The 26,299-nt window shown below is 61.5% G+C and carries 23 protein-coding genes; 9 read left to right on the top strand and 14 right to left on the bottom strand.

Annotated features, from left to right (window positions below):
- Positions 1 to 64: 64 nt before the first annotated feature.
- Both oadA and ABMD26_RS11820 read right to left on the bottom strand, forming a co-directional pair.
- Complete coding sequence (gene oadA / locus ABMD26_RS11825) at positions 65 to 1,888, bottom strand: sodium-extruding oxaloacetate decarboxylase subunit alpha (protein WP_056844818.1); 1,824 nt, start codon at positions 1,886 to 1,888, stop codon at positions 65 to 67.
- A gap of 11 nt (positions 1,889 to 1,899) precedes the next feature.
- The gene (locus ABMD26_RS11820) at positions 1,900 to 3,315 is read right to left on the bottom strand and encodes an acetyl-CoA carboxylase biotin carboxylase subunit (RefSeq protein ID WP_043192108.1); all 1,416 of its coding nucleotides are present in this window, start codon (positions 3,313 to 3,315) and stop codon (positions 1,900 to 1,902) included.
- A gap of 188 nt (positions 3,316 to 3,503) precedes the next feature.
- Between ABMD26_RS11820 and ABMD26_RS11815 the strand changes: the two genes are divergently transcribed.
- Positions 3,504 to 4,466: a LysR family transcriptional regulator gene (locus tag ABMD26_RS11815; protein WP_134722083.1), complete on the top strand. Its 963-nt coding sequence runs from the start codon at positions 3,504 to 3,506 to the stop codon at positions 4,464 to 4,466.
- On the opposite strand, the gene ABMD26_RS11810 is transcribed toward ABMD26_RS11815, so the two are convergent.
- Both ABMD26_RS11810 and hexR read right to left on the bottom strand, forming a co-directional pair.
- A complete protein-coding gene (locus tag ABMD26_RS11810) occupies positions 4,408 to 4,623 on the bottom strand; it encodes a PA3496 family putative envelope integrity protein (RefSeq protein WP_134722084.1) in 216 nt (71 codons plus the stop codon). The two genes, ABMD26_RS11815 and ABMD26_RS11810, sit on opposite strands and share 59 nt — an antisense overlap.
- A 101-nt stretch (positions 4,624 to 4,724) precedes the next feature.
- The gene (gene hexR, locus ABMD26_RS11805) at positions 4,725 to 5,600 is read right to left on the bottom strand and encodes a transcriptional regulator HexR (RefSeq protein WP_049860406.1); all 876 of its coding nucleotides are present in this window, start codon (positions 5,598 to 5,600) and stop codon (positions 4,725 to 4,727) included.
- Between the two features lie 237 nt (positions 5,601 to 5,837).
- On the opposite strand from hexR, the gene uvrD reads away from it, so the two are divergent.
- From uvrD to ABMD26_RS11790, 3 genes are all read left to right on the top strand, one after another.
- Positions 5,838 to 8,021, top strand: coding sequence for a DNA helicase II (uvrD, locus tag ABMD26_RS11800; protein ID WP_049860407.1), 2,184 nt, complete (start codon positions 5,838 to 5,840; stop codon positions 8,019 to 8,021).
- A 191-nt stretch (positions 8,022 to 8,212) separates the two neighbouring features.
- Positions 8,213 to 9,064 carry a Tim44 domain-containing protein gene (locus ABMD26_RS11795; RefSeq protein ID WP_049860408.1) on the top strand — a complete coding sequence of 284 codons (852 nt, stop codon included), beginning with the start codon at positions 8,213 to 8,215 and terminating at the stop codon, positions 9,062 to 9,064.
- Between the two features lie 117 nt (positions 9,065 to 9,181).
- The gene (locus tag ABMD26_RS11790; protein WP_049860409.1) at positions 9,182 to 9,589 is read left to right on the top strand and encodes an SMI1/KNR4 family protein; all 408 of its coding nucleotides are present in this window, start codon (positions 9,182 to 9,184) and stop codon (positions 9,587 to 9,589) included.
- A 101-nt stretch (positions 9,590 to 9,690) separates the two neighbouring features.
- On the opposite strand, the gene ABMD26_RS11785 is transcribed toward ABMD26_RS11790, so the two are convergent.
- Complete coding sequence (locus ABMD26_RS11785; RefSeq protein ID WP_056844823.1) at positions 9,691 to 11,445, bottom strand: cation:proton antiporter; 1,755 nt, start codon at positions 11,443 to 11,445, stop codon at positions 9,691 to 9,693.
- Positions 11,446 to 11,695: 250 nt separating this feature from the next.
- Between ABMD26_RS11785 and ABMD26_RS11780 the strand changes: the two genes are divergently transcribed.
- Positions 11,696 to 12,181 (top strand): acyl-CoA thioesterase, encoded by a 486-nt coding sequence (locus ABMD26_RS11780; RefSeq protein WP_049860411.1) that lies wholly within the window; start codon positions 11,696 to 11,698, stop codon positions 12,179 to 12,181.
- Here the strand turns inward: ABMD26_RS11780 and pdxY are convergent.
- Positions 12,178 to 13,044, bottom strand: coding sequence for a pyridoxal kinase PdxY (pdxY, locus tag ABMD26_RS11775; RefSeq protein ID WP_122743034.1), 867 nt, complete (start codon positions 13,042 to 13,044; stop codon positions 12,178 to 12,180). The genes ABMD26_RS11780 and pdxY overlap by 4 nt on opposite strands.
- A gap of 117 nt (positions 13,045 to 13,161) precedes the next feature.
- Between pdxY and ABMD26_RS11770 the strand changes: the two genes are divergently transcribed.
- Positions 13,162 to 13,551: a DUF3301 domain-containing protein gene (locus tag ABMD26_RS11770; RefSeq protein WP_049860413.1), complete on the top strand. Its 390-nt coding sequence runs from the start codon at positions 13,162 to 13,164 to the stop codon at positions 13,549 to 13,551.
- 5 nt (positions 13,552 to 13,556) lie between these two features.
- Here ABMD26_RS11770 and ABMD26_RS11765 read toward each other — a convergent pair whose 3' ends face one another.
- Positions 13,557 to 14,522: a CobW family GTP-binding protein gene (locus ABMD26_RS11765; protein ID WP_354309678.1), complete on the bottom strand. Its 966-nt coding sequence runs from the start codon at positions 14,520 to 14,522 to the stop codon at positions 13,557 to 13,559.
- 26 nt (positions 14,523 to 14,548) lie between these two features.
- Here ABMD26_RS11765 and ABMD26_RS11760 point away from each other — a divergent pair, with 26 nt between their 5' ends.
- A complete protein-coding gene (locus tag ABMD26_RS11760; RefSeq protein WP_049860415.1) occupies positions 14,549 to 14,899 on the top strand; it encodes a hypothetical protein in 351 nt (116 codons plus the stop codon).
- Between the two features lie 9 nt (positions 14,900 to 14,908).
- On the opposite strand, the gene zigA is transcribed toward ABMD26_RS11760, so the two are convergent.
- Together zigA and ABMD26_RS11750 are read right to left on the bottom strand one after the other, a co-directional pair.
- Complete coding sequence (zigA, locus tag ABMD26_RS11755) at positions 14,909 to 16,120, bottom strand: zinc metallochaperone GTPase ZigA (protein ID WP_049860416.1); 1,212 nt, start codon at positions 16,118 to 16,120, stop codon at positions 14,909 to 14,911.
- Positions 16,121 to 16,268: 148 nt separating this feature from the next.
- A complete protein-coding gene (locus ABMD26_RS11750) occupies positions 16,269 to 16,796 on the bottom strand; it encodes a DUF3617 domain-containing protein (RefSeq protein WP_134722087.1) in 528 nt (175 codons plus the stop codon).
- 148 nt (positions 16,797 to 16,944) lie between these two features.
- On the opposite strand from ABMD26_RS11750, the gene cls reads away from it, so the two are divergent.
- Positions 16,945 to 18,384: a cardiolipin synthase gene (gene cls, locus ABMD26_RS11745; RefSeq protein ID WP_122743038.1), complete on the top strand. Its 1,440-nt coding sequence runs from the start codon at positions 16,945 to 16,947 to the stop codon at positions 18,382 to 18,384.
- 5 nt (positions 18,385 to 18,389) lie between these two features.
- Here cls and cfaB read toward each other — a convergent pair whose 3' ends face one another.
- Positions 18,390 to 19,577 carry a C17 cyclopropane fatty acid synthase CfaB gene (gene cfaB / locus ABMD26_RS11740; RefSeq protein ID WP_354309674.1) on the bottom strand — a complete coding sequence of 396 codons (1,188 nt, stop codon included), beginning with the start codon at positions 19,575 to 19,577 and terminating at the stop codon, positions 18,390 to 18,392.
- A 229-nt stretch (positions 19,578 to 19,806) separates the two neighbouring features.
- Here cfaB and ABMD26_RS11735 point away from each other — a divergent pair, with 229 nt between their 5' ends.
- Entirely contained in the window at positions 19,807 to 21,105 is a 1,299-nt protein-coding gene (locus tag ABMD26_RS11735) for an acyltransferase family protein (protein WP_354309672.1), read from the top strand.
- A gap of 59 nt (positions 21,106 to 21,164) precedes the next feature.
- Here the strand turns inward: ABMD26_RS11735 and ABMD26_RS11730 are convergent, their stop codons facing one another.
- From ABMD26_RS11730 to ABMD26_RS11715, 4 genes are all read right to left on the bottom strand, one after another.
- A complete protein-coding gene (locus tag ABMD26_RS11730; protein ID WP_354309670.1) occupies positions 21,165 to 23,273 on the bottom strand; it encodes a TonB-dependent siderophore receptor in 2,109 nt (702 codons plus the stop codon).
- Between the two features lie 160 nt (positions 23,274 to 23,433).
- The gene (locus ABMD26_RS11725) at positions 23,434 to 24,033 is read right to left on the bottom strand and encodes a HutD/Ves family protein (RefSeq protein ID WP_354309668.1); all 600 of its coding nucleotides are present in this window, start codon (positions 24,031 to 24,033) and stop codon (positions 23,434 to 23,436) included.
- Between the two features lie 24 nt (positions 24,034 to 24,057).
- Entirely contained in the window at positions 24,058 to 24,861 is an 804-nt protein-coding gene (gene hutG / locus ABMD26_RS11720) for an N-formylglutamate deformylase (RefSeq protein WP_354309666.1), read from the bottom strand.
- Complete coding sequence (locus ABMD26_RS11715; RefSeq protein WP_354309664.1) at positions 24,858 to 26,270, bottom strand: formimidoylglutamate deiminase; 1,413 nt, start codon at positions 26,268 to 26,270, stop codon at positions 24,858 to 24,860. The genes hutG and ABMD26_RS11715 overlap by 4 nt, the downstream gene beginning before the upstream one ends.
- Positions 26,271 to 26,299 lie beyond the last annotated feature (29 nt).

Here is a 26,299-nt window from a genome sequence, read left to right as displayed (position 1 = left end):
GGATCACCGTACTCAAAAAAAAGGGGGCCACCCGGCCCCCAGAGGAAAACCTTGCAGCCCGAGGTCAGCCCTCGATCTCGATCAATATCTCGCCGGGGTTCACGCGGTCGCCCTTGGCCACGTGGATGGCCACCACCTTGCCGGCCACACCGGCCTGAACCTCGGTTTCCATCTTCATCGCCTCGGTGATCAACACCGCCTGCCCGGCCTTGACCGCATCGCCCTGCTTGACCAGCACGTCGACGATATTGCCGGGCATCGCAGTGCTGACATGACCCGGTTCGCTGGCCTGCTTGCGCTTGCCGATGCCGCCGCCGACGAACTCGTTCAGGGGTTCGAACACGACCTCTTCAGGCATGCCGTCGATGGACAGGTAGAAATGCCGCTTGCCTTCGGCCTTTACCCCGACGCCGGTGATGTCGACTCGATAGCTTTCGCCGTGCACATCGATGACGAACTCGGTAGGGACCCCTTCACCGCTGCGCGCAACCTGGGCACCTGCCTCGGGGATCGGCAATAGCACTTCAGGCACCAGCGTGCCGGCGGCACGCTCTTCGAGGAATTTGCGCCCGATGTCGGGGAACATCGCAAACGTCAGTACATCCTCCTCCGACTGGGCCAGCTCGCCGATGTCCTTGCGCAGCTTGTCCATCTCCGGCTTGAGCAGGTCGGCGGGACGTACGTCGATGACCTCCTCGCTGCCGATCGCCTGGCGCCGCAGTTGTTCGTTGACCTTGCCCGGCGCCTGGCCATAACCGCCTTGCAGGTACAGCTTCACTTCGTTGGTGATGGTCTTGTAGCGCTCGCCGGCCAACACGTTGAAAAACGCCTGGGTACCGACGATCTGCGAGGTAGGCGTGACCAGGGGCGGGAAGCCCAGGTCCTCACGCACCTTGGGAATCTCGGCCAGCACCTCGTTCATACGGTTGAGCGCGCCTTGCTCCTTCAGCTGGTTGGCCAGGTTGGAAATCATGCCGCCGGGCACCTGATTGACCTGCACGCGGGTATCGACCGCCGTGAATTCGCTCTCGAACTGGTGGTACTTCTTGCGCACCGCATAGAAATACAGGCCGATCTCCTGCAGCAGTTCCAGGCTCAGGCCGGTGTCAAATTCGCTGCCCTTGAGCGCTGCGACCATGGACTCGGTGCCCGGATGACTGGTGCCCCAAGCAAAGCTGGAGATGGCCGTATCGATGTGATCGGCGCCATTTTCCACCGCCTTGAGCTGACACATCGCAGCGAGACCGGCCGTGTCATGGCTGTGGATGAAAACCGGCAGCGACTGCTCGGCCTTCAGGGCCCTGACCAGCTCACCGGTCGCATAGGGCGTCAACAGGCCCGCCATGTCCTTGATCGCCACCGAGTCGCAACCCATGGCTTCCATCTGCTTGGCCTGGGCCACGAAGGCGGCGACGGTGTGCACCGGGCTGGTGGTGTAGGCGATCGTGCCCTGGGCGTGCTTGCCAGCCGCCTTCACCGCCTCGATGGCCACACGCAGGTTACGTACGTCGTTCATTGCATCGAAGATGCGGAACACATCGATACCGTTGTCGGCCGCCTTGGCCACGAAGGCCCTGACCACATCGTCGCTGTAGTGCCGGTAGCCGAGCAGGTTCTGCCCACGCAGGAGCATCTGCAGACGGGTGTTGGGCAGCGCCTGGCGCAGTTTGCGCAGGCGTTCCCACGGGTCTTCCTTGAGGAAGCGCACACAGGCGTCGAAGGTGGCGCCGCCCCACACTTCCAGCGACCAGTAGCCGACCCGGTCGAGCTTGTCGCAGATGGGCAGCATGTCTTCGGTGCGCATGCGGGTCGCCAGCAACGACTGATGGGCGTCGCGCAGGATGGTGTCGGTCACGAATATGCGCTTGGAAACAGGAGTATTGGACATTGTTGTGTTCCTCACAGGCCGGCGTGGGCGGCGATGGCGGCAGCGATGGCCAGGGCCAGCTCTTCGGGTTTGCGCTTGATCGAGTACTGGGTCAGCTCCGGATGGCTGTCGACGAAGCTGGTATTGAACTGGCCGCTGCGAAACTCGGGGTTGCGCAGGATTTCCTGGTAGTAGGCCGCCGTGGTCTTGATGCCTTGCAGGCGCATGTCATCGAGCGCCCGCAGGCCGCGGTCCATGGCCTCTTCCCAGGTCAGGGCCCAGACCACCAGTTTGAGGCACATGGAATCGTAGAACGGCGGAATGGTGTAGCCGGTGTAGATCGCCGTGTCGGTGCGCACGCCGGGCCCGCCGGGGGCGTAGTAGCGGGTGATCTTGCCGAAGCTGGGCAGGAAGTTGTTCTTCGGATCCTCGGCATTGATGCGGAACTGCAGGGCAAAGCCGCGGTGCACGATGTCTTCCTGCTTCACCGACAGGGCAAGGCCCGAAGCAATGCGGATCTGCTCGCGGACGATGTCGATACCGGTGATTTCCTCGGTGATGGTGTGCTCCACCTGCACCCGGGTATTCATCTCCATGAAATACACCTCGCCCTCGGCGAGCAGGAACTCCACGGTACCGGCGTTCTCGTAGCCGACCGCCTTGGCCGCGCGCACCGACAGGTCGCCGATGTAGGCGCGCTGCTCGGGGGTCAATTGCGGGCTGGGAGCGATCTCGATGAGCTTCTGGTTGCGTCGCTGGATCGAACAGTCGCGTTCGAACAGGTGCACCACATTGCCGAAGCGGTCACCCAGGATCTGCGCCTCGATGTGCTTGGGGTTGACGATGCACTTTTCCAGGAACACCTCGGCCGAGCCAAAGGCCTTGGTCGCTTCGGAGATCACCCGTGGAAAGGCCTGCTCCAGTTCCTCGCGGCTGTTGCAACGGCGAATGCCTCGCCCACCGCCGCCCGAGGTGGCCTTGAGCATGACCGGGTAGCCAATGCGCTCACCCTCGGCCAACGCCTCGTGGATATCGGCGACGTTGCCCTCGGTGCCGGGCGTGACGGGCACGCCCGCCTTGATCATGCTGCGCCGGGCTTCGGTCTTGTCACCCATGCGGCGGATGACCTCGGCCGACGGCCCGATGAACTTGACCCCGCGCTCGGCACAGATATCGGCTAACTCGGCATTCTCGGAGAGAAAACCATAGCCTGGGTGCAAGGCATCGCAGCCGGTTTCGACCGCCAGGTTCACCAGCTTGCGTGGGTTCAAATAGCCGGCCAGGGGCTCGGCGCCAATGCTGTGGGCTTCGTCTGCGCGCTTGACGTGCAGCGCGTGACGATCGGCTTCGGAATAGATCGCGACCGAACGAATGCCCATTTCGGCGCAGGCTCGTACGATGCGTACGGCAATCTCACCTCGGTTGGCGATCAGGATCTTTTTTATCACTTGGAATTTCCTCGACCGATGAATCCATTCGGGTCGGTGCGTGGCCGACCTTTTGGGTAACCAGTTGTTTCCTGGTCGCCTCTGCAAACTAGCGCGGTACGAGGATTAATAAAAATCAATCTTTGTTGGGTTACATATTAGCTAAAGCTTATAGTTGGCTGATCACCGTTTGAACATTGGATCGGGACATGCGTAAGTCACTGATGCGCCTGACATTGCGTCAGCTTCAAGTATTCAACGAAGTCTGCGATCTGCGCTCGTACAGCCGTGCGGCCGAAGAAATGTCACTCACCCAGCCAGCGGTGAGCCTGCAGATTCGCCAGCTGGAAGAGCTGGTCGGCCAGCCGTTGTTCGACTACGTGGGCAAGAAGCTTTACCTGACCGAAGCAGCGCAGGCTTTGCAGGCGGCCAGCCGAGACATCTTCGGTCGCTTGGAAAACCTCGACATGCAGCTCTCCGACATGCAGGGCTCCCTGCAGGGGCAGCTCAAGCTGGCGGTCGAATCCAGTGCCAAGTACTTCACGCCCCATCTATTCGCTGCGTTCCGTACCCTGCATCCGGAGGTCAATCTGCAGCTCACGGTGGTCAACCGCGCCCAAGTGATCCGCCGCCTGAGCGACAACCGCGACGACGTGACCATCATGTCGATGGTGCCGCAGGACATGGGCCTGGACTTCATGCCTTTTCTCAACAATCCGATCGTCGCCGTCGCCCCGCCCGAGCATCCGCTGTGCCAGTTCGAACAGCTGAGCCTGCAGGACCTGCAAGCCTATACGTTGCTGGTACGCGAACAGGGTTCGGGCACGCGCCGGGCCTGCGAGGAATATTTCAAGGAAAAACGCGTGCACTTCACGCAGACCCTGGAAGTGGCATCTGCCGAAGCCCAGCGCGAATGCGTGATCGCAGGCCTGGGGCTGGCGCTGCTGACGCGCCACGCTGTCGCCCGGGAGTTATCCACAGGCACGCTGCGGGAGTTGCCTGTGACAGAACTGCCGTTGCAGCGCAGCTGGTGCGTGGTGCAGGCCAAGGCGCGGCGTCAGTCGCCGGTGGCGTTGGCCTTCGCCGCGTTCATCCGTGCCGAGCGGGCGCAGATCACGACGCTGGTCGAGCGCTTTGCCGGACATCCGCCGGCACCGTCTGCCAGACGTTGAGCTGGGCGTCGTCGCCAATTTCCTGAAGCAGGCGACGCTGCTCGGCGTAGCTTTCGATCGCACGGCGAAACTCCATGCGGCGCTGATCTTCCTGCTGACGTTTGGTGCGGGCGGCACTGTTGCCTTGCGCTTGCGAGCCATCGACGTAACGAGCCATTGCCTGTCTCCCAGTTCGAGTTCGGGAGTACAGGGTGGCGTGGGTGTATGAAGGTTTGGCGACGGGGCGGTGAACATCGGGTTAAACCCACTACGCCTCGCTCAGTCCTCGTGGGCCTCGTGGGCCTTCAACGACTTGGGCGAAAGGCGCAGGCTGCGCAGACTGCGCTTGACGCTCTTCAAGTGATTGACCAGGTCCGGGCCACGGGCCATCGCCACGCCCATGGCCAGCACGTCGATCACCACCAGGTGGGCGATACGCGAGGCCAGCGGCGTATAGATTTCGGTGTCTTCGTGCACATCCACCGCCAGGTTGACCGTCGCCAGTTCCGCCAGCGGCGTCTGCCCCGGACACAGGGAGATCAACGTGGCGCCACTTTCGCGCACCAGGTTGGCGGTGATCAGCAGGTCCTTGGAGCGCCCTGATTGCGAGATGCACACGGCCACGTCGGTCGGCTTGAGGGTCACCGCCGACATGGCCTGCATGTGCGGGTCCGAATAGGCCGCTGCGGTGAGCAGCAGGCGGAAGAACTTGTGCTGGGCATCGGCCGCCACCGCGCCAGAGGCGCCGAAACCATAGAACTCGACCCGCTGCGCCGTGACCATGGCGCTGATCGCCCGCTGCAAGGCCTCGGGGTCGAGCTTTTCGCGCACTTCCATCAAGGTATGCAAGGTAGTGTCGAAGATCTTCAGGCTGTAGTCGGCCACCGAGTCGTCTTCGTGAATGGCGAACTGGCCGAAGCTCGCCCCCGCCGCCAGACTTTGCGCCAGCTTGAGCTTGAGATCCTGGAAGCCGGTGCAACCGATCGCGCGGCAGAAGCGCACGATGGTCGGCTCGCTGATACCCACGCTGTGCGCCAGATCGGCCATCGAGCTGTGCATCACCGCCGCAGGGTCCAGCAGCACATGCTCGGCAACCTTGAGTTCGGATTTGCGCAGCAGGTGGCGAGACTGGTCGATGTGTTGCAGCAGGTTCAAGGGACAGCTTCCGCTAAAGGAGTCGAGGGGCCAGGATGTAGCTGGCCTGTAGTTATACTACAGGCCTTGGTGATCGCCCAGTTAAACGTCTCAGCACCCGCCGCGCAGGCAAAAACGGCCGGACATTGCTCGGCGCACACGTCGAATCTGCACCTTATGTCCGACACTCGCAGGATTTGTCTCGCAACCGACAACTCTTGTTTGCCCCAACTCCATCGCGCACCCTAAAATGCCGGAATGCGCGATGACCTCTCCCTTCTGCTGAATTCCCTCAACGATGCCCAACGCCAGGCCGTAGCCGCCTCCGTCGGCCGTCAGTTGGTCCTGGCCGGTGCTGGTTCCGGTAAAACCCGAGTGCTGGTGCACCGTATCGCCTGGTTGATCCAGGTCGAAAACGCCTCGCCCCACTCCATCCTGTCGGTGACGTTCACCAACAAGGCCGCTGCCGAGATGCGCCAGCGCATCGAGCAGTTGATGGGTATCAACCCGGCCGGCATGTGGGTAGGCACCTTCCACGGCCTGGCCCACCGCCTGCTGCGCGCGCACTGGCAGGAAGCCAACCTGAACCAGAATTTCCAGATTCTCGACAGCGACGACCAGCAACGCCTGGTCAAGCGGGTCATGCGCGAGCTGGGCCTGGACGAACAGAAGTGGCCGGCGCGTCAGGCGCAGTGGTTCATCAATGGGCAGAAGGACGAGGGCCTGCGCCCGCAGCACATCCAGCCTGGCGGCGATCTGTTCCTGGCGACCATGCGCTCGGTCTACGAAGCGTACGAGGCGGCCTGCGCGCGGGCCGGCGTGATCGACTTCTCCGAATTGCTGCTGCGCGCCCTCGACCTGTGGCGCGACAACCCCAGCCTGCTGGCGCACTACCAGCGGCGTTTCCGCCATGTGCTGGTCGACGAATTCCAGGACACCAACGCCGTGCAGTACGCCTGGCTGCGGCTGCTGGCACAGGGTGGCGACAGCCTGATGGTGGTGGGTGACGACGATCAGTCGATCTACGGCTGGCGCGGTGCCAAAATCGAGAACATCCACCAGTATTCCGCCGACTTCCCGGACTCCCAGCTGATCCGCCTGGAACAGAACTACCGTTCCACCGCGGGTATCCTCAAGGCCGCCAACGCGCTGATCGCCAACAACAGCGGGCGACTGGGCAAGGAGCTGTGGACCGACGGCGACGATGGCGAGCCGCTGAGCCTATATGCCGCGTTCAATGAACACGACGAGGCGCGCTATGTGGTCGAAACCATCGAGAGCGCCCTCAAGACCGGGATGGCGCGCAGCGACGTCGCCATTCTGTACCGCTCCAACGCCCAGTCGCGGGTGCTGGAAGAGGCGCTGCTGCGCGAGCGCATCCCCTACCGCATCTATGGCGGCCAGCGCTTCTTCGAACGCGCCGAAATCAAGAATGCCATGGCCTACCTGCGCCTGCTCGAAGGGCGCGGCAACGATGCAGCCCTGGAGCGCGTGATCAACGTCCCGCCCCGAGGCCTGGGCGAGAAGACCGTCGAAGCCATCCGCCAGCATGCGCGTCACGCCGAGCTGTCGATGTGGGAAGCCGGGCGGCAACTGGTGGCCAACAAGGGCCTAACCGGTCGCGCCGCCAACGCCCTGGGCGCGTTCATGGAGCTGATCGAGAACCTGGCCGCCAAGGTCATGCAGATGCCGCTGCACCTAATGACTCAGACCGTCATCGAGCAGTCCGGCCTGATCGTCTACCACCAAGAAGAAAAGGGTGAAAAAGGCCAGGCACGGGTGGAAAACCTCGAGGAACTGGTCAGCGCCGCGCGCAACTTCGAAAACAGCGAAGAAGACGCCGACCTCACGCCGCTGGCCGCATTCCTCGGCCATGCGTCCCTCGAAGCTGGCGACACCCAGGCCGAGGAGCACGAAGACAGCGTTCAGTTGATGACCTTGCACAGTGCCAAGGGCCTGGAGTTTCCCTACGTGTTCCTGGTGGGCATGGAAGAGGGTCTGTTCCCGCACAAGATGAGCCTGGAAGAGCCGGGTCGCCTCGAAGAGGAACGCCGCCTGGCCTATGTCGGCATCACCCGGGCCATGCAGCACCTGGTGATGACCTACGCTGAAACACGCCGTCTGTACGGTAGCGAGACGTACAACAAGGTCTCGCGTTTCGTGCGCGAAGTGCCCGCCGGACTGATTCAGGAAGTGCGCCTGTCCAACAGCGTGAGTCGTCCTTTCGGCGGGGGTCAGGCACAGAACTCGAGCAGCCTGTTCGGGGCTGCCGCCATCCCGGAAACCCAGTTCAATCTGGGCCAGCGGGTGCAGCATTCGGTTTTCGGCGAGGGCGTGATCCTCAACTTCGAAGGCTCCGGCGCCCAGGCGCGGGTGCAGGTCAACTTCGCCGAAGGCAGCAAGTGGCTGATGCTGGGGTACGCGAAACTGGAGGCGGTATAACGGTTGGCTTGACGGCTTTTTCGCGGTGCCCGGCGGCCGCGAAAAGGCCGACACTGCATCTTCCACAGGCAGTGAAATTTCCTACGCCGTTTTTCGCAATTACGCAAAAGCTCGAAACATGTTGTCACTAGCTATGTACAGCACACCTGTGCAACATGGCTCGCGTGCAATCCACCTAACGGAATGAACCTATGCAACGATTTCTCAGCATGGCTCTGGCCCTTTGCATTGGCCTGACCATGAGCCTGGATGCCAGTGCCAAACGCTTCGGCGGCGGCAAGAGCATGGGCGCAGCCCCGACTCACCAGACGCGCCAGGCCGCGCCTGCAACCCCAGGTGCCACAGCCGCCGTACCGGGCCGTGCCGCCCCTGCCGCCAGCGGTGCTTCGCGCTGGTTGGGCCCTCTGGCCGGCCTCGCCGCCGGTGGCCTGCTGGCCTCCATGTTCATGGGCGACGGCTTCCAGGGCATGCAGATCTTCGACTTCCTGATCATGGCGGTCATCGCCTTCCTGATCTTCCGCTTCATCGCCGCTCGCCGTCGCAAGCAGCAAGGCCCTCAGATGGCCGGCGCCGGTGCACCTTACCAGCGTGAAACCATCAACCAGGCCCCTGCCCAGCCTTCGATCTTCGGTGGTGCAAGTGGTGCTTCCGCAGCCCGTCCGGTGATCAATGCGCCGGCCTGGTTCAACGAAGAGAACTTCCTGAACGCCGCACGCAACCACTTCCAGTCGCTGCAGCAGCACTGGGATGCGAACGAAATGGACAAGATCGCCGAGTTCGTCACCCCACAGATGCTGCAATCGCTGAAGCAGGAACGCGCCGAGCTGGGTGATGGCTTCCAGTCCACCTACATCGACGATCTGCATGTACAGCTGGAAGGCGTGGATGATCGTGCCGAGAAGACCATCGCTACCCTGACATTCGTTGGCGTATCGAAGACTTCGCGCTTCGACAAGGGCGAACCCTTCAGCGAAAGCTGGAACATGGAACGCGCCCAGGGCGAAAACCAGCCTTGGCTGGTGGCCGGTATCCGCCAGAACTGATACGCGTCACGCTTTGCAAAGCCCCGGCCCTGGTCGGGGCTTTTGCATTTTGAACGTTGCATCCATTTCCAGCTAAGGTATAAACCGCAGCGCGTATTCTGGTCAGAGGAAAACATCGTGGAAGAAGTGATCGAGCAGCTCCGAGAAGCCAACGAACCGGTACCGGTTCCCCTGGAACTGCCAGACGAAGACCTGCTGGTCGAGATCGAAGAGCAGTTGTTCATCAACATTCCGTTCGTCTTCAAGGAATATCTGCTCACCGTCAGCGACGTGGTGTACGGCAGCCTGGAGCCGGTTACCGTGACCGATCCGCAATCGCACACCTACCTGCCGGACGTTGCGGCGACGGCATGGGACCTCGGCGTCCCGCGCGAGCTGATCCCGATTTGTCAGGACGGCGACGATTACTACTGTGTCGAAGAAGACGGCACCGTCGTGTTGTGGTCGGGCGAAGAAGAGTTGGTGACCGAGGAAAGCTGGGAATCGGTCTGGCACTGGGCGCGGGATGTCTGGCTGGAAAGCTGATCGGTACAGGCAGGTGTGACCTTTTCACCGCTCGATGGCGCGCCGCCAACCCTGTGGGAGCGGGTTCTACCCGCGAAGAGGCCAGACCTGCCTACCCAACTTCAATGCTCGACGTTGTTGTCCAGCGTCTCCAGCAAAGCCACCTGCATCCGCGTATGCACGCGAATGAACCAGCGCCACAACACGGCCACCACTGCGGCTGCCACCACGGCAATCAGCAGCAGCAATTCCAGGGTCGGCAGGATGCTCGCCGACAACGCGGCCAGCAGCACGAAAATCATCAGCAGCGACAATAGCGGAATGACTTCGGCAATGATGCGTCGAACCCGCTGGGTGTGCCTGCCCGCCATTTCCGGTTTCACGCCCATTTCCGCCAGGAGCATCGACAGCGCCTTGAGCTTGCGATAGGCGGCGATCAGGAACGGCAACGACAGCAGCAAAGCTGCGCCCCAGATCAAAGCTTTCTGCCCACCGGGCTCGGCCACCCATGTGGTCAGGTAGCCACCGATCCGCTCGGCGAAATAGGCCCCGGCAAAGAAGATACCGATCACCAGCGCCAGGTTGACCCCTACCTGCAGGAGAATCTTGCGGATCATCGACGCCAGCATCGCGCTCTGCCCGCGCGGCTGAATGCTGCGCAGCCATTCCCCATACATCCCCAGCACCCGCGCCATCCGCTGCGGCACCAAAGCGCCCAGACGATGGGAAAGCGGATCTGCCGCGCGGATCAGGTACGGCGTGGACAAGGTCGTCAGCACCGACACCGCCACGGCAACGGGATAGAGGAAGTCGCTGGTGACCTGCAGGGTCATGCCCAGCGCTGCGATGATGAACGAGAACTCGCCGATCTGGGACAGCCCCATCCCCACTCGAAGGGACGTCTTGCCATCGTTGCCGGCGATGAATGCACCCATCCCGCAGGAGACGATCTTGCCCAGCACCACCGCCACAGTGATGACCGCGATCGGCCAAGCGTAGGCGAGCAGGATGGCAGGGTCGAGCATCAGGCCGATGGCGACGAAGAAGATCGCACTGAACATGTCGCGGATGGGTTCGATCAGCCGCTCGATTTTCAGCAGCTGCCGAGATTCGGCCATGATCGCCCCGATCAGGAAGGCGCCCAGTACCATGCTGTATTCAAGCTTGACCACCAGCAGGCAGAAGCCGAAGCACAGGCCCAGCACGGTCACCAGCAGCATCTCGTTGCTCTCGAAGGTGGCCACGTAGGCCAACAGACGTGGCACCACCAGGATCCCCACGACCAACGCGATCACCATGAACAGCGAGAGCTTGCCGACCGTGGAGAACACCTCACCGGAACTGACCGCACCGCTGACGGCGATACCTGACAGCAGGGCAATGATGCCGATACCCAGAATGTCCTCGACGATCAGCACACCAAAGATCAGTTGCGCAAACCGCTCGTTCTTCATCTTCAGGTCGTTGAGTGCCTTGACGATGATGGTGGTCGAGGAGATGGCCAGGATCGCACCCAGGAACAGCGAATCCATGGTGCCCCAATCGAACCAGCGGCCGATCTCGTAGCCGATCCAGATCATCAGCACGATTTCCAGGAACGCGGCGATGAAGGCCGTGGCGCCGACCTTGAACAACTTGCGCAGGCTGAATTCGAGCCCGAGGCTGAACATCAGGAAGATCACCCCCAGTTCGGCAAGGGTCTTTATGGTGTCTTCGTCATGGATCAAGCCGAAAGGCGGGGTATGCGGGCCAATGATGAAACCCGCGACGATGTAGCCGAGCACCACCGGTTGCCGCAACCGGTGAAACAGGATGGTCACCACACCGGCCACCAGCATGATCACTGCCAGGTCCTGGATGAAACTGATGGCATGCATGGTGATAGCCTCCTTTGCTATTCAGAATTACGGTACCAATTGTTTCAGGAGGCAGGTTAACACTGCCCATTGCGGGCAAACGTCGGTGCAATATGCGGAAACAGATCGCCGCTATGCCCTATGTAATGGCACGATAGACGTGACGGAGTAGCCTCGCTCGGCGTCCGCCTGTGGACGAGACCCGTCGTAAGTGGCCAACGCCAGAATAGGTGATGCCCCTGTACTTCTGCCAACCAACCGTGAGTTCACTATGGAACCTGGAAACGCCCAGCTGTCGATGACGGTGCTGATGACCCCTGACATGGCCAATTTTTCCGGCAATGTGCATGGAGGAACGCTGCTCAAATACCTCGACGAAGTGGCTTACGCCTGCGCCAGCCGCTATGCCGGCCGGTATGTGGTGACCTTGTCGGTGGATCAGGTGATTTTCCGCGAGCCGGTGCACGTGGGCGAACTGGTGACCTTCCTGGCATCGGTCAACTACACCGGCAACACGTCGATGGAAGTGGGGATCAAGGTGGTCACCGAGAACATCCGCGAGCGTTCGGTACGCCACACCAACAGTTGCTTCTTCACCATGGTGGCGGTGGACGACCAGCGCAAGCCCGCCCACGTACCGCCTTTGAAGCCACAGGATGCCGAGGGCACGCGGCGCTTCATCCAGGCGCAGCAGCGTCGGCAGATCCGCCAGGAGCTGGAAAAGCGCTACCGCGATCTCAAGGAAGAACCCATTTAAAGCGCCACGGCTTCGAAACGCAGGCGTGGATGCACGATTCGATCCTGGGCGCGCACCAACTCCAGTTCGTAGCTGGCGCACGCCTGGGTCTCCAGCAGCACTTCGTGCACCGCCGCGGCCGTGAACTCGAAAGCGGCCAGCCAATCGTCACCCAGCAGCAGCCTGGCCAGAAACAAGCCACTGGTCAGGTCGCCCACGCCGACCGGCTGGCGCGGAAACGCCAGCAGCGGACGCCGCAGGTGCCAGCTGCCTGCGGCGGTGACCAGCAGCATCTCGAAGTCTTCGGGTGATTTGCCGGGGTAGGCCAGATGTTTTACCAGCACCGCTTTCGGGCCCCGGGCCAGCAAGGCGCGCGCCATGGCCACGCAATCCTGCAGGGAGTCGGCCTTGCGGCCACTGAAGCTGTCGAGCTCCAATTGGTTGGGACACAGCACGTCGGCTGCCGCCACGGCTTCATCGAGCAGAAAGTCGCTGACCTCGGCCGGTACCACGCAGCCTTTCTCCGCATGCCCCATCACCGGGTCGCACAGGTACAGGGCCTTGGGATTGGCTGCCTTGACCCGCCGTACCACGCCCAGGATTGCCCGCCCCTGAGCAGCGCTGCCCAAGTAGCCGCTGAGCACCGCATCGCAGTTGCCCAACTCGCCAATCGTCGCAATCCCTTCGACCAGTGCGGGAATGTGTTGCGGCGCCAACACTTCTCCCGTCCACTGACCATACTGTGTGTGATTGGAAAACTGCACCGTATTCAATGGCCAGACCTTGACCCCCACCCGCTGCATCGGGAAAACCGCCGCGCTGTTGCCGGCGTGGCCGAACACGACATGGGACTGGATGGCGAGCAGGTGTGGTGTACGTTTCATGCAAGGATTCCGGACCGGTGACAGGACTTCATGGCGCGCAGTATCGCGCGAAATGCAGCCTGTACGACAGACCGGAGACACAGTTAAGCTGCGAGCAACCGGTTGGAGCGCACGTTGATGTTGACCCTTGGCAATATGTTCATCCTGATGTTACTGGCCGCAGGTGCGGCCTGGTTGTGGCACAACCATGGCCTGCGAGAGAAGGCGTTGGAGCGGGTCAAGCAGCATTGCGGCAAGCTCGATCTGGAACTGCTCGACGACAACGTCGCCTTCAAGCGCTTTGCCTGGCTGGCCGATGCCAACGGCCGCAAGCGCTTGGCGCGGGTGTACAACTTCGAGTTCACCGTCACCGGCGAGCAGCGCCATGCAGGCATCGCCACGCAGTTCGGGCCGCACGCGGTGCAGATCGAGCTGGCACCCTACCCGTTCGAAGTGAAGACGCCGACCAGTGCCGAAGTCATCGAAATGAGCCAGTGGCGCCAGGAACACAAGCGCTGGCGCCCCTGAGGGTGTCAGTCCTGCGACGGATCCGGCACCTGTGCTCGCAACAACCCTTGCTGCAGGAGCGTTGCGTCCTGGGGTGTGTCGAATATCAGCTCCACCCGTGAATCGCGACGCCACTCGCTCGTTCTCCATTGGGCGACTTGTCCTGCCAGCAAGTTGCTTGATCGCCACCCCTGCGTGCTGTGGATAACCAGCTTGGCCCGACGCCAACCTTCATCCTCCAGCCAACGCCCCAGGGTCTGCAGGTCGAACTGCACCTGTGGGTGCCAACGCCAGCCGATGCTCCAGCCATCAGGGTGATCCTGGACTTGGCATTGGCCACGAGACTTATCCACCCATAGATCACCCAGCGCATTGGGGCTGTCCATCAGCTTGTCCACAAAAAGCGCGACAGGCTTATCCACAATCGGCAGTTGATCGAGGCGGATTTCATCGACCTCCCGCCACAGCATTTGCGCTGTGGGTAAATCTGTACTTATGCACAGCTCATCGGTACCGGATGCCTTGTTCATGATCAGCAATCCCGCCGTGCGCGCGGCTTCCAGCTGAACCGCAGGTAGCGCATTCCCCGCCCTGAGAGCCAGCGCGTCGAGCACCATCACCAGCGGTTGCACGGCCAGGACCCCGCGCCAAGGCGCTTCACCCAGTTGTGCGAGGATCTGCAGCGGATGGCCCAGGCCCGACGGCTCGATGAACAATCGATCCGGACGAGCACTGCGCAGCAAGCGGGCAAGGCCGATCTGAAACGGCGCACCATTCACGCAGCACAGGCAACCCCCGGCGATTTCACCGATTGCGATACCATCGTCGGCTGTAGCCAACAACGCGGCGTCTATGCCCACCAGACCGAATTCGTTGATCAAGACGGCCCAGCGTTCGTCCGCTGGCTTGCACGCCAGCAGATGACGAATCAGGCTGGTCTTGCCGGCGCCCAAGGGGCCTGCGATGACATGGGTGGGAATGTTCTGCAGCATGGTCGGATGTCTATGGAGGTTGAACGATGCGTGTGTGGGTTTTGTTGGGCCTGCTGGCCAGCACTCAGGTATGGGCCGAGGCCTGCGTGGTGCACAGTCAGGCCGAGCGGGTGAGCGTTGAAGTGTGCCAGCAGAATCGCACTATACCGCCCAAGCTGTTTCATGATGGATTCTGCCAGCCGAATTTGCCGGGCCAGAAGGTCGAGGTGCAACACCTGGAGCAATGCCCGCAGGGCGCCTACGGTGTCTGTCGCGGCGCGCGCGTGGAGCGCATGCCCTATGAACAGGACATCCACTACTACGGTGTGGCCAGCGATGCCGCTTACCTCAAGCCATTCTGCGAACAGAACAGTGGGGGCCACTGGGAGACCCCCTGATAGCCGAAGCTACACCGCCGGCGTCTGTTCGTGCCAGTCACCGAAGGGATCCGGCCAACGGGTCCAGGCGCGTGCGCCCTGGGCCAGTTCCTCGTCGTCGAGCAGGCAACTGTCCAAGTCTCGACTCAAGGCAGCGAAGTCGATGTTCTGGCCGATGAACACCAGTTCCTGCCGGCAGTCGCCGGTGTCGGCGTTCCAGTTGTGCTGGATGGCAGCGATGCTTTCAGCATCCTGCGGCCATTGCGTTTCGGGCACGAAGCGCCACCAGCGCCCGGCAAAACCATAGCGCATCAACCCACCGGCCTGTGACCAGCTCCCGGCTTCCTGGGGCTTGCTGGCCAACCAGAAAAAGCCTTTGGAGCGCAGCAGCTTGCCGTTGGTCCAGGGTTGGTCGATGAACGCATGGAAGCGCTGTGGATGGAACGGGCGCCGGGCGCGATAGGCCGTCGAGGCGATGCCGTAGGCGTCGGTTTCGGGCACGTGTTCGCCCTGCAGTTCCTTCAGCCAGCCCGGCGCCTGCGCCGCGCGCTCGAAATCGAACAGCCCAGTGTCCAGGATGCGCGCCAGAGGTACCTGACCCATGACCATCGGCAGCACCTGTGCGACCGGGTTGAGCTTTTGCAGCACCGCAGTCAGCTCGGTGCGTTCGGCCTGGCTGATGAGGTCGATCTTGCTGATCAGGATCACATCGGCGAACTCCACCTGCTCGATCAACAGCTCGGTGATCGCCCGCTCGTCTTCCTCCCCCAACGTCTCGCCTCGGGTGGCCAGGCTTTCCGCGGCCTGGTAGTCGAGCAGGAAATTGACCCCGTCAACGACGGTGACCATGGTGTCGAGCCGCGCCAGATCGGCCAGGCTCTGGCCTTGCTCATCGCGAAAGGTGAAGGTTTCCGCCACGGGTAGCGGTTCGGAGATGCCGGTGGATTCGATCAGCAGGTAATCGAAACGCCCATCGGCGGCAAGTTTTGCTACTTCCTGAAGCAAGTCTTCGCGAAGTGTGCAGCAGATGCAGCCATTGCTCATTTCGACCAGCTTTTCTTCGGCGCGGTTGAGGCTGACATCGCGCTGCACTTCGCTGCCGTCGATGTTGATCTCGCTCATGTCATTGACGATCACCGCGACGCGCAAGTCGTCACGATTACGCAGGATGTGATTGAGCAGGGTGCTTTTCCCGGCTCCCAGAAAACCTGAGAGCACAGTGACGGGTAAACGGTTGGGCATGACGGACCTCATCAGGAACGGTTACAACGAGCTATACGCGGTGTTTGTTGTTATAACATAACATAAACAGCGTTGATCTGTTGTCACTTAACCGAGTCGTCATGAGTCAAAAAAACACGTGTTCCACGTGGAACACGTGCCCTATGTTTCACGTACGGGGCTTTACCGCACCGCAGTCGTTACCCAACCAGACAGCACGGGTATTCATGCTGCCCTTTTGTGCCGTACCCGAGGCATTGAAGGTGCCCCTGACCGTGGTCAAAAATTCCCGGTCGCTGAGGAATTGCGCCTGTCCCGCGCCTTGGGCCTTGGGACAGCTGAACTGGAATTTCCATACGTTGCCGTTGCGTTCGGTGATCTTCTGCGTGCAGCCCGATTTTGGGTCCTGCAGCGGGATATCGTTGGTCTTGACCTGCTCAGGGGTCAGGCATGAACGAATGCCATTGCCGCCCAATGTAATGCCCTGGTTGGCTAATACGCCTTCCATCATCGCCCTTTGCTCGGGTGGCAGCATTTTCAGCTGGCCCAGCATGACCTGCATGTCCGGCAATGGCTTGCCATCGACCTGCATGTTGCTGGTGGTCATTTCCCACAGACCTGGCTGCAACATCTGCGCCTGAGCGCCTGTCGCCGAAAGGCTCACTATCAATGCTGCCATCGGCCATTTGAATCTCATCTGATGTCACTCCTGAAGGTCGTTGGGAAAAGCGCGGGCGCCTCGGCTTTTGACGCCGAAACCGGACCCGAGTTGCGCGGCAATAAAAACGCGACAACCGCTCCTGAACGTGGTCTGTTACCACAGCGAATCAAGGAGCCGCCGTGCAATGGATTATCACAGTCCGATTTTTTTTGGGTATCTATTTGGCCTGCTGCACGTACTGGGCATCGGGGCTGCCGTACATGCCGTGCTTACCGTACGCACCGCGCAAGGGTCGATCGCCTGGGCCTTGTCGCTGATGTTCATTCCCTACCTCACATTGATCCCCTATCTGGTGTTCGGGCGCAGCACGTTCGATGGCTACATCGAGGCGCGTCGGCATGCCAACAAGGAAATGCACACGGCCATTGCCGACCTGGATTGGCGGCCATGGATCGAGGAAGCGCTGGCTGCACGAAAGTCGACGTCCTACGCCTCGCTCAGAGCCATGCCCAAGCTTGGTCGCATGCCCTGCCTGGCCAACAACCGGGTCGGCCTGCTGGTCAACGGCCACGCCACATTCGATGCCATCTTCGCGGCCATTCGCGAGGCCAGGCAGGTGGTGTTGGTACAGTTCTTCATCATCCACGACGACCATATCGGCCGTCAGCTGCAAGGCCTGTTATTGCAGAAAGCCTCCGAAGGTGTGCAGGTCTATGTGCTGTATGACCAGGTGGGAAGCCATGCCCTGCCCCGTGAATACGTCGAGCGCTTGCGTGACGGCGGAGTGAACGTGAAGGCGTTCGCGACTCAGAGCGGCTGGCTGAACAGGTTCCAGGTGAATTTCCGCAACCATCGCAAGATCGTGGTGGTGGACGGTATTAAAGGCTTCATCGGCGGTCATAACGTGGGTGACGAATACCTGGGTGGCAACCCCAAGCTGTCGCCTTGGCGAGATACCCATGTGAGCATCAGCGGTCCCGTGATCGCCTGCCTGCAGGAGTCCTTCGCGGAGGACTGGTTCTGGGCGGCACGCGAACTGCCACCGTTGATTCTGCCGGATGCGTACGAAGAGGACGGTGTGCTGTGCCAGGTGCTGGCGACCGGTCCGGCGGATTCCTATGAAACCTGCTCACTGTTTTTCGTCGAGTCGATTCACGCCGCCAACGAACGGGTCTGGATCACGACGCCTTACTTCATCCCCGATGAGGCGGTGTTTGCCGCTCTGAGGCTGGCCGTGCTGCGCGGCGTAGACGTCAGGATCCTGCTACCCTCTCGTCCCGATCACAAAGTGGTGTATGCCGCCTCCAGCCTGTTCGCCTTCGAGGCCGTCCGTGCGGGCGTCCGGATGTTCCGCTATGGGCCGGGATTTCTGCACCAGAAAGTGGTGCTGATCGACGACGAGATCACCGCGATCGGGAGCGCCAACATGGACAACCGCTCCTTCCGCCTGAACTTCGAAATCATGCTGTTGACCGTGGACAAAGCCTTCACCAGCGAAGTCGAACGGATGCTGCTGGACGACTTCGCCCAATCGCGCGAGATCGATGTACGCGACAGCAAGGAGACCCACCGCCTGCAAAAGTTGGGCATGCGCGTGGCGCGGCTGATTTCACCCATCCTCTAGCCGTCTCAGCTGCTGTAGATATCGTCTCGGGTCCAGGGCAGTCCGGTATGGCCGTCGGTGTAGGGTTTGACGGCAAGGATCTGGTGAATATTGATCCAGCCCCGACTGAACCCATAGGCGCAACCGGCCAGGTACAGACGCCAGATCCGCAGGGACTGTTCGGATACCATGCCGGCGGCGGTCTCCAACTGGTTTTCCAGGCGCGCGCTCCAATGCTGCAGAGTGCGTGCGTAGTGCAGCCGCAGACTCTCCACATCCACGACCTCAAGTCCCGCTTCGCTGACCTGCGCGTCGACCATGGACAGGTGAGGCAATTCGCCGTGGGGAAAGACGTACTTGCCGATGAATTCCCCCGCGCCCCTGCCCACCGGACGGCCGTCCGTGTGCCGGGCCGTGATGCCGTGGTTCATTACCAGACCTCCCTCGCGAACAGCGCCGCAAAGGCGCTGGCAATAGAGCCCCAGGTTGGCGTGGCCAACGTGCTCGAACATGCCCACACTGACGACCTTGTCGAAGCGTCCGTCCTGAGGCAGGTCACGATAATCAAGCAGCTGCAGTTCGACCTGATGTTGCAGGCCTTCGGCCACTACTCGCGCCCGAGCCAGCTTCAACTGCTCCTTGCTCAGGGTAATGCCCAGCACCCGTGCGCCGAACTCGCGCGCCGCGAATCGTGCGAGGCCACCCCAACCGCAGCCGACATCCAGAAGGTAATCACCCTGTCGCAGTCGCAATTTGCGGCACAGGTGTCTGAACTTGTCTTGTTGCGCCTGCTCCAAGGTCTCTTGACCGGTATGGAAGTAGGCGCAGGAGTACGCCATGTCCCGGTCGAGCCAGAGCTGATAGAACTCGTTGGACAAGTCGTAGTGATAGGCGATGGAGCGTTCATCGGTGTCTTTGTCATGTGCCGATCGCACGGGTGCAGTGCCATCGTCGTCGTGCAAAATCGCTTGGCTGAGTTCATCGCACAGGCGGATGACGTCGCCGATCTCGCCTTCGACATCCACCTTGCCTTCGATGAAAGCACTACCCAGTCGATCCAGGCTCGGGTGGGAAAACTGGCTGATGACCTGCGGCTCTTTCAGTACGAGCGTGACGCTGGGCGATGGACCCAGATCCAGTTCATGTCCGTCCCAGAGACGCAGCCGTAAGGGAAGCTGCAGGTTTTGCAACACAGGCGGTAGGTGCGCGAGCATGGAAGTTCTCCCCTGTCTGAACGATTCAGCAGAAAAGACTAGCTCAGAAGTCGGCGCCCCGATGACCAGTCGATCATCGAGTCGGGTGCCGTGGGTCGGTAATCCTTCGATCTGTAATTAAATTTTCACGTCATCAGCTACGCTGGCAGCTACAGGACACATCCGGAAACATCGGAAACGCTTGGTGTACCATGCCCGGGCTTCGACATCATCAAGGAAATGGACCTGCATGAGCGCAGACAACGAAAGATTCATAGGTTTGGAATGGCTGCGCTTTTTCCTCGGCGTGTACCTTGTGATGTTTCACACACTGCCTTTCTACAGCGAGTACACACAGCTCAGTGGATTGGTGGAGTTCACCGAACTGGGTTTTTTCGCCACCAGTAGCTTCTTTGCGTTATCCGGCTTTCTCCTTACCCACGTCTACCTGGACGGCAACAAACTTCGAGAGCCACCTCTCTCCTTCATGACCAAGCGCTTTGCCAATCTCTACCCTATTCACCTGTTCGGCCTTGCCAGTTGCGTGATCCTGATCGCGCTCACGGGCCTGTTCGACAGCAACACCGACCTGGGTGTCGCCTATCGATCCGATGACCTGCTCAAGCGCACCGCCCCCGAGCTGCTGAAATACCACCTCAGTGACTTTCAGATTGCTGTCAACGCCGTACTGCAGGTCACCCTGCTGCAAGCCTGGAACCCGGTCTACCTGGCCTACAACGGGCCGCTGTGGTCGATCTCGGCACTGTTCTTCTTCTATCTCGTGTTCCCCTGGTTCGCGCCGCGCCTGGCGGCCGCCAAACACAAGGTGCGGTTGCTGCTGATCATCTGGGCGGCGTGTCTGGTCCCGCCGCTGCTGGTGGTCCTCAACGATGACTACAGCTCGATCTGGATCGGTTTCCTTCACCACTTTCCGTTGCTGCGGCTACCGGTCTTCCTCGCCGGCATCGTCGCCTACCTGCTGTTTCGCGAACATCGGCTGATGGGCGTCGGGTTGCAGGGCCCTGGCAAACTGCTGGCGGTGATTGCCCTGGGCTTTGGTGTAGCGATCGCCGCCGAGGTCAACTGGCGGGGTGCCAGCCACTGGTATGTGCTGCTGCATAACGGCCTGCTGCTGCCGCTGGTGCTCAGCGGGATCACACTGTGCGCCATGGCCTCGAGTCCGCGCAGCGAGCGATACATCAAATGGGCGCGCCGGCTGGGCGCGGCATCGCTGCCGATGTTCGCCTTGCACACACCGATCTTCATCATCTTCCGTCGTCTGGAAATGCTGGCGAACATCAATGTGCCGCTGTGCTTCAGCAATGCCTCGGCCTGCGTTGCGCAAGCCAAGGGCCACCCGCTGTCGCTGGCGTACTACCCTATCCTGCTGCTGCTGTGCATCATCATCTGCGTGATATTCCAGGAGCAGATCGGCAACCGCACGCGGCAGTGGCTGTTGCAGGGGCCGCTGAGTCGGTGGGTGGTCAAGAGCAAACGTGCAGATACCGGCAAGGCCAAGACCATGCGCACGAGCATGAGCCGCGGCTGAGGGGCCAAGCGCCATGCCCTGAGACCGTTGGGTTCTCAGGGCATGGCGCTGGCACCCGGTCAGTACTTCCAGCTGACCGATGCGGTGATGTTGCGCGGCGCGCCGTAGCTGCTGGCGGTCTGGCTGTACAGCGAGCGCAGGTACTTGCGATCGGTGACATTGTTGAAGTTCAGCGACGTGCTCCAATGGTCGTCGATGTCATAGCGGGTCATCAGATCGACGATGGCATAGGCATTCTGGCGAATGGCACTGTTGGTGTCGTTCTCCACCCCGCTCTGCCAGCTCAGGCGCGTGCCCACGTGAGCCTTCGGCAGCATCGGCAGACGGTAGCTGACCAGACCGTGGAAGCTGTGAGTGGGCACATAGTTGCGCGCATCACTGCCGTCCTCGTCTTCGATGGCGACATAGGTATAGCCGGCCAGCACGTCCAGGCCGGGGTACGCTTCGCCTGAAGCCTCCAGTTCCACCCCATGGCTCTTGTAGTCCTCGGTCTCGTACAGGTACTGCGAACCCACCTGGGTGAAGGCCCCGGCCACGTTGCTTTGCTGCGTCTTGAACACCGCCGCCGTCACGTCCAGACGGTTTTCGAGCAAGCGACCCTTGACACCGGCCTCCAGGCTTTTGCCTTCGAGCGGGTCAAGCAACTTGCCGTCCAGCCCGTAGGTGGCGTATTGCGGATTGAAGATCCGTGTCCAGCTGGTGTACACCGCCCACTGCTGGCTCAGGTCGTAGACCAGGCCGGTGTACGGCGTCACCCGACCATGCTCGCGCAGGGAATGATCCGAGCCGTAGCTATCACCTGAGCCATCGGCGCTGAGCATGCGTGCACCCGCGATCCAGTGCAGATCGTCCGTCAGGTTGAAGCGCGCGCCAGCGAACAGGCTCTTCTGGCTGTCCACGAAGTTCTGGGTATTGGTGTCGCTGGTCACAGTGAAGGACGGACGGGCGATAGTGCCGTTCAGGATGCTGGCGAAGGATGCGTCGTAATAGCCCCCTTCAATGGAATCATATTCACGCGCAGTCTGGTGCGTTCGTCCGTAGGTGGCCCCAAAGGTGAGTTCATGCTCGCGACCGAACAGGCTGAAAGGGCCTGACAGCTTCGCTTCACCAATGGCCTGGTTGGCCGTGGCGGAGGTGTCTGCTGCAAAGACCCGTGCCTGATCAGCGTTCAGACCCGCCACGTAGAACATGTTGGTGTCCTGATATTCGTGAATACCGGTCACCGTCAGCGTGGCATTCCAGCCGTTGTCGAAGGCATGCTGCAGCTCGGCGAAGGTGCGCTGCGTGTGCATGTTCCAGTAGGTCCAAGGCTGGCCCACGTTGGAACTGCGGCTGCTGTAGTGCAACCGGTTGCCGCCGTCGTCCACCAGCGGCAGGTTGCCCCAGGTGCTGGCATTGGAGTCGCTGTTGTGCTGGGAGAAGCCGACCGTGAGCGTATCCCGCTCACTCAGATCGAACGCCAGCAGGCCGGCAGCCACGTTGCGTTCGTGGCTGTAGCGGTCCATCCATGAGTTGCCCTTGTCATGGGCGTAGATGAAACGGCCACGCACGTTGCCGCTCTCGGTCAATGGACCGGAGACGTCGGCGGCGATACGGCGGCCGTCCCAGGAGCCCACGCTGCTATCGATCTGCGCCTGGAAGGTCTCGGTTGGGCGTTTGCGCACGAAATTTACCGTCGCCGATGGGTTGCCGGTCCCGCTCATCAATCCGTTGGCCCCGTGCAGCACGTCGATCTGCTCGTACTCAGCCATGTCGACGTCGCCGATCAAGGTGGCCTGGGAAAACGGCATGCTCATCCCATCGTATTCGAACGACGTGATTTCAAAGCCGCGGGATGTGAATTCGGTCCGATCGCTTTCGCTCTGCTCCACCGTCACCGAAGGCGCAGAGCGCAAGGCATCCTTGATGCCACGGATCTTGAAGTCTTCCATCTGCGCCTGGGTGACGGTGGTGATGCCCTGTGGTGTTTCCTGCTTGCTCAGCCCCAGCTTGGTGGTGCTTGAGGACGGCTTGGCCGTGTAGCTGACGGTGGGATCTCTGTACTGATCCTCGGAGGCCGATTCCTGCACCTGGATAGACGGCAGCGTGAGGGAATCATCGGCATGCGCCAGCGGAAAGGTACCGCAGGCGCCGGCCAGCAACAGAGTGGCGGAAATACGAGGCTTCAAGATCGGCGTCCCAAGACGAAGAAAAGGACGGGGATAATGTAGGAAATTTCAAACAAGAACTAGAATCGTTTACCTGATTTTTACTTTTTTTTCACATTTGTGCCGGTAAGTCAGTCCTGCCAGCAAGCGGACGATGCTAAGCATCAGGCTCGCAGGGCGATCAGTCCACCCTGTCCAACTCCACCACACAGACCTGCGCCATTGCGCCCTCCAGGCTATAGCGCTGCAACTGACCACCGACGTTGGTGCACCGCAGCGTGGCTCGCGGGACTAGCTCATGGCGCTGTCCACTGCTCGCGTGGGTGACGTTGACGATGCCCACTGACGCATTGAAGAAAACGACCTGAGTCGCCTTGGAGCCCAACACCACGGCCGGATGACAATCCACCCAGCGCAAGGAAGCGTTGATCCGATCCGGGCGGTAGATCAGGTTGAAATCCTCGATCGGCGAGCCCAGCAAGCGACACTGCACGGTCGCTCCACCGTCGAAACTCAGCGGCTGCAGGGGACCCAACGCCTCACTGTCCACCCCATTGATTTGCAACACCATCCCATCGCCATGCAGCACGGTGATGACCCGGCTGTAGCCGGGAAACACGGAAAAGGGTCCATCGACATCGATCTGGGCGAGCGACAGGCGCCAGTCATAGCCGCTGTCATCGATGCAGCGCTGCCGGGCAATCTCCAAGGTGCTGCCACCCCCGTTTTTCCAAGGCATGGCCGTGTACGCTTCGGGTCGGTACAGGTACGAATCAGTCATCGGAATCCGGCTACCAAAGAAATGTCAGGCAGGCTTGAACGCCATGAAGCGCTCGATCAGCGCAAGCAGTACCGGTCGCAAGGTGTCGACCTTGGCCTGTTGCAACTCGTAGGGCGGCGCTTCCTGCATGTAGGCACGCTGCGCCAGCTCCAGCTGAACCGCGTGAACCCCATGGGCCGGGCTGCCGTACTGGCGGGTGATGTAGCCGCCCTTGAACCGGCCATTGAGCACCGCTGGCAACTGCGGAGCCAACTGCTCGGCCAAGGCGTGCAACTGCTCGCCAACGCCAGGCGCGCAGGCGCTGCCGCTTGCCGTACCGAAGTTGAACACCGGCAACTCGCCTTCGAACAGGTGCGGGATGACCGAGCGGATCGAGTGGGCATCCCACAGCAGGGCATACCCGTGGATGGCTTTGATTCGCTGCAATTGCTGGTGCAAGGCCCGATGGTACGGCTGCCAATAGTGCTCCAGGCGTCGGGCGATTTCAGCGTCGTCAGGCTCGTGCCCCGGTTGATACAGCGGCACGTCGTCGAAGGTGGCCAGCGGGCAGAGTCCAGTGGTGTTCTGGCCCGGATAGAGGCTGGCGCCATCGGCCGGCCGATTCAGGTCGATCACGTAGCGCGAAAAGCGTGGACGCAGTGTCGACGCCCCCAGCGCGGTCGCGAAGTCGTACAGCTCATGGATATGCCAGTCGGTGTCATCCACCGCCTGGCCGACCGGGCTGTAATGCGCCTTCAGATCGTCTGGCACTTCAGTGCCCACATGGGGCATGGAGATCAGCAAGGGGCCGATGCCCTCATGCAGCTCGAACGTGTGTTGCTGACTCATATCGTTTGCTCCAGGAGGTCGGCCAGGGTGGCGCGGTAGCCGTGCAGCGCTTCCACCTGCAGGGCGTGCTGGCCGTTGTCGATGACGTGCCTGCCGCCGACGAAGACATCGCGTACGGGTTGGGTGCCGTGCTCGCAGAACACCATCGAGGACAACAGCTGTGCCGGATAGCCCGGGGCGGTATTGGCGGCGTCCGAATCGATCACGACCAGATCGGCACGCTGGCCGACCACCAGGCCGCCCACCGAGCGGCCCGTGGCCTGCGCCCCGCCACTGACCGCCTGAGCGAACAGTCGGTCCGCCACCACCGGCGCTTCGGCGCTGGCCAGCACGTTGCGGCGGCGATGCAACAGGCGTTGGCCGTATTCCAGCAAGCGCAGTTCGGCCCAAGGATTGACCGCCACGTTGCTGTCCGAACCGATACCCCAATTTCCCTTGTCGGCCAGAAAACGCTGCGCGTCGAACAAACCATCGCCAAGGTTGGCTTCGGTGGTCGGACACAGACCGACGACGGCACCACTGCGCGCCAATGCGGCGTATTCGGCGTCGTCCATGTGGGTGGCGTGCACCAGGCACCATCGCGGGTCCAAGGGTTGGCGGTCCAACAGCCACTGCACCGGTCGCTGGCCGAGGATGGCTACGCAGTCATCGACCTCACGGGTTTGTTCGGCAATATGGATATGCACGGGCGCCCGCGGGTCTTCACTGTCCAAGCCCTGGATCAGCCTCGACAAGGAGGCTTCGCTCACGGCGCGCAACGAGTGCGGCGCTACGCCGTAGCGTCGGTTGCCGTTCTGCGGCATGGCTTTTTGCAGGTGCTGACGCAGCTCGAAGATCCACTCGGGTGAATTGATGAAGCGACGCTGGTGCGGCAACGGTTCTGCCTGACCCAGGCCGCCGTACTGGTACAGCACCGGCAGCAGGGTCATGCCGATGCCCACCTCCTCGGCTGCACGAACCACGCGCAGGGACAGTTCGGCGGGGTTGGCGTAGGGCTGGCCGTCAGCGCCATGGTGCACGTAGTGAAACTCGCAGACCGAGGTGTACCCGGCCTTGAGCATCTCGATGTACAGGTGCCGGCCGATGGCCTGCAGGTGCCGCGGCTGCAGGCGCTGGGCGAAGCGATACATCAGGGTGCGCCAGCTCCAGAAGGAGTCTTTCGGGTCGCCCAGGGTTTCGGTCAACCCGGCCATGGCGCGCTGAAAGGTATGGGAATGCAGGTTCGGCATGCCACTGATCACCGGGCCCCGCGCCACCGGCGTGCCGGCCTCAGGCACGGCATCGATGCTCACGGTGGTCAGATCGCCGAGCCCGTTCCAGCTCAGCAGCACATTGCGCTGCCAGCCATCGGGCAGTAAGGCGCTGTGGGCAAACAGGCTGCTCTGGGCGTGACTGGTAGGTGAATCCAAGGGTGTATCCACATGAACCTCTGGGCAGT

The sequence above is a fragment of the Pseudomonas sp. PvP001 genome (assembly GCF_040546375.1).
GTDB classification, from domain to species: Bacteria; Pseudomonadota; Gammaproteobacteria; order Pseudomonadales; family Pseudomonadaceae; genus Aquipseudomonas; species Aquipseudomonas coleopterorum.
The sequence above is the reverse complement of the archived record's forward strand: the minus strand, read 5'-3'. Positions and strand labels throughout refer to the sequence as shown.

Bases quoted from the DNA above. Each gene is read 5' to 3' on its own strand.
- oadA (WP_056844818.1), bottom strand. From the start codon at position 1,888: ATGTCCAATACTCCTGTTTCCAAGCGCATATTCGTGACCGACACCATC.
- ABMD26_RS11815 (WP_134722083.1), top strand. From the start codon at position 3,504: ATGCGTAAGTCACTGATGCGCCTGACATTGCGTCAGCTTCAAGTATTC.
- ABMD26_RS11810 (WP_134722084.1), bottom strand. From the start codon at position 4,623: ATGGCTCGTTACGTCGATGGCTCGCAAGCGCAAGGCAACAGTGCCGCC.
- uvrD (WP_049860407.1), top strand. From the start codon at position 5,838: ATGCGCGATGACCTCTCCCTTCTGCTGAATTCCCTCAACGATGCCCAA.
- ABMD26_RS11795 (WP_049860408.1), top strand. From the start codon at position 8,213: ATGCAACGATTTCTCAGCATGGCTCTGGCCCTTTGCATTGGCCTGACC.
- ABMD26_RS11785 (WP_056844823.1), bottom strand. From the start codon at position 11,445: ATGCATGCCATCAGTTTCATCCAGGACCTGGCAGTGATCATGCTGGTG.
- ABMD26_RS11780 (WP_049860411.1), top strand. From the start codon at position 11,696: ATGGAACCTGGAAACGCCCAGCTGTCGATGACGGTGCTGATGACCCCT.
- pdxY (WP_122743034.1), bottom strand. From the start codon at position 13,044: ATGAAACGTACACCACACCTGCTCGCCATCCAGTCCCATGTCGTGTTC.
- ABMD26_RS11770 (WP_049860413.1), top strand. From the start codon at position 13,162: ATGTTGACCCTTGGCAATATGTTCATCCTGATGTTACTGGCCGCAGGT.
- ABMD26_RS11765 (WP_354309678.1), bottom strand. From the start codon at position 14,522: ATGCTGCAGAACATTCCCACCCATGTCATCGCAGGCCCCTTGGGCGCC.
- ABMD26_RS11760 (WP_049860415.1), top strand. From the start codon at position 14,549: ATGCGTGTGTGGGTTTTGTTGGGCCTGCTGGCCAGCACTCAGGTATGG.
- zigA (WP_049860416.1), bottom strand. From the start codon at position 16,120: ATGCCCAACCGTTTACCCGTCACTGTGCTCTCAGGTTTTCTGGGAGCC.
- ABMD26_RS11750 (WP_134722087.1), bottom strand. From the start codon at position 16,796: ATGAGATTCAAATGGCCGATGGCAGCATTGATAGTGAGCCTTTCGGCG.
- cls (WP_122743038.1), top strand. From the start codon at position 16,945: ATGGATTATCACAGTCCGATTTTTTTTGGGTATCTATTTGGCCTGCTG.
- cfaB (WP_354309674.1), bottom strand. From the start codon at position 19,577: ATGCTCGCGCACCTACCGCCTGTGTTGCAAAACCTGCAGCTTCCCTTA.
- ABMD26_RS11735 (WP_354309672.1), top strand. From the start codon at position 19,807: ATGAGCGCAGACAACGAAAGATTCATAGGTTTGGAATGGCTGCGCTTT.
- ABMD26_RS11725 (WP_354309668.1), bottom strand. From the start codon at position 24,033: ATGACTGATTCGTACCTGTACCGACCCGAAGCGTACACGGCCATGCCT.
- hutG (WP_354309666.1), bottom strand. From the start codon at position 24,861: ATGAGTCAGCAACACACGTTCGAGCTGCATGAGGGCATCGGCCCCTTG.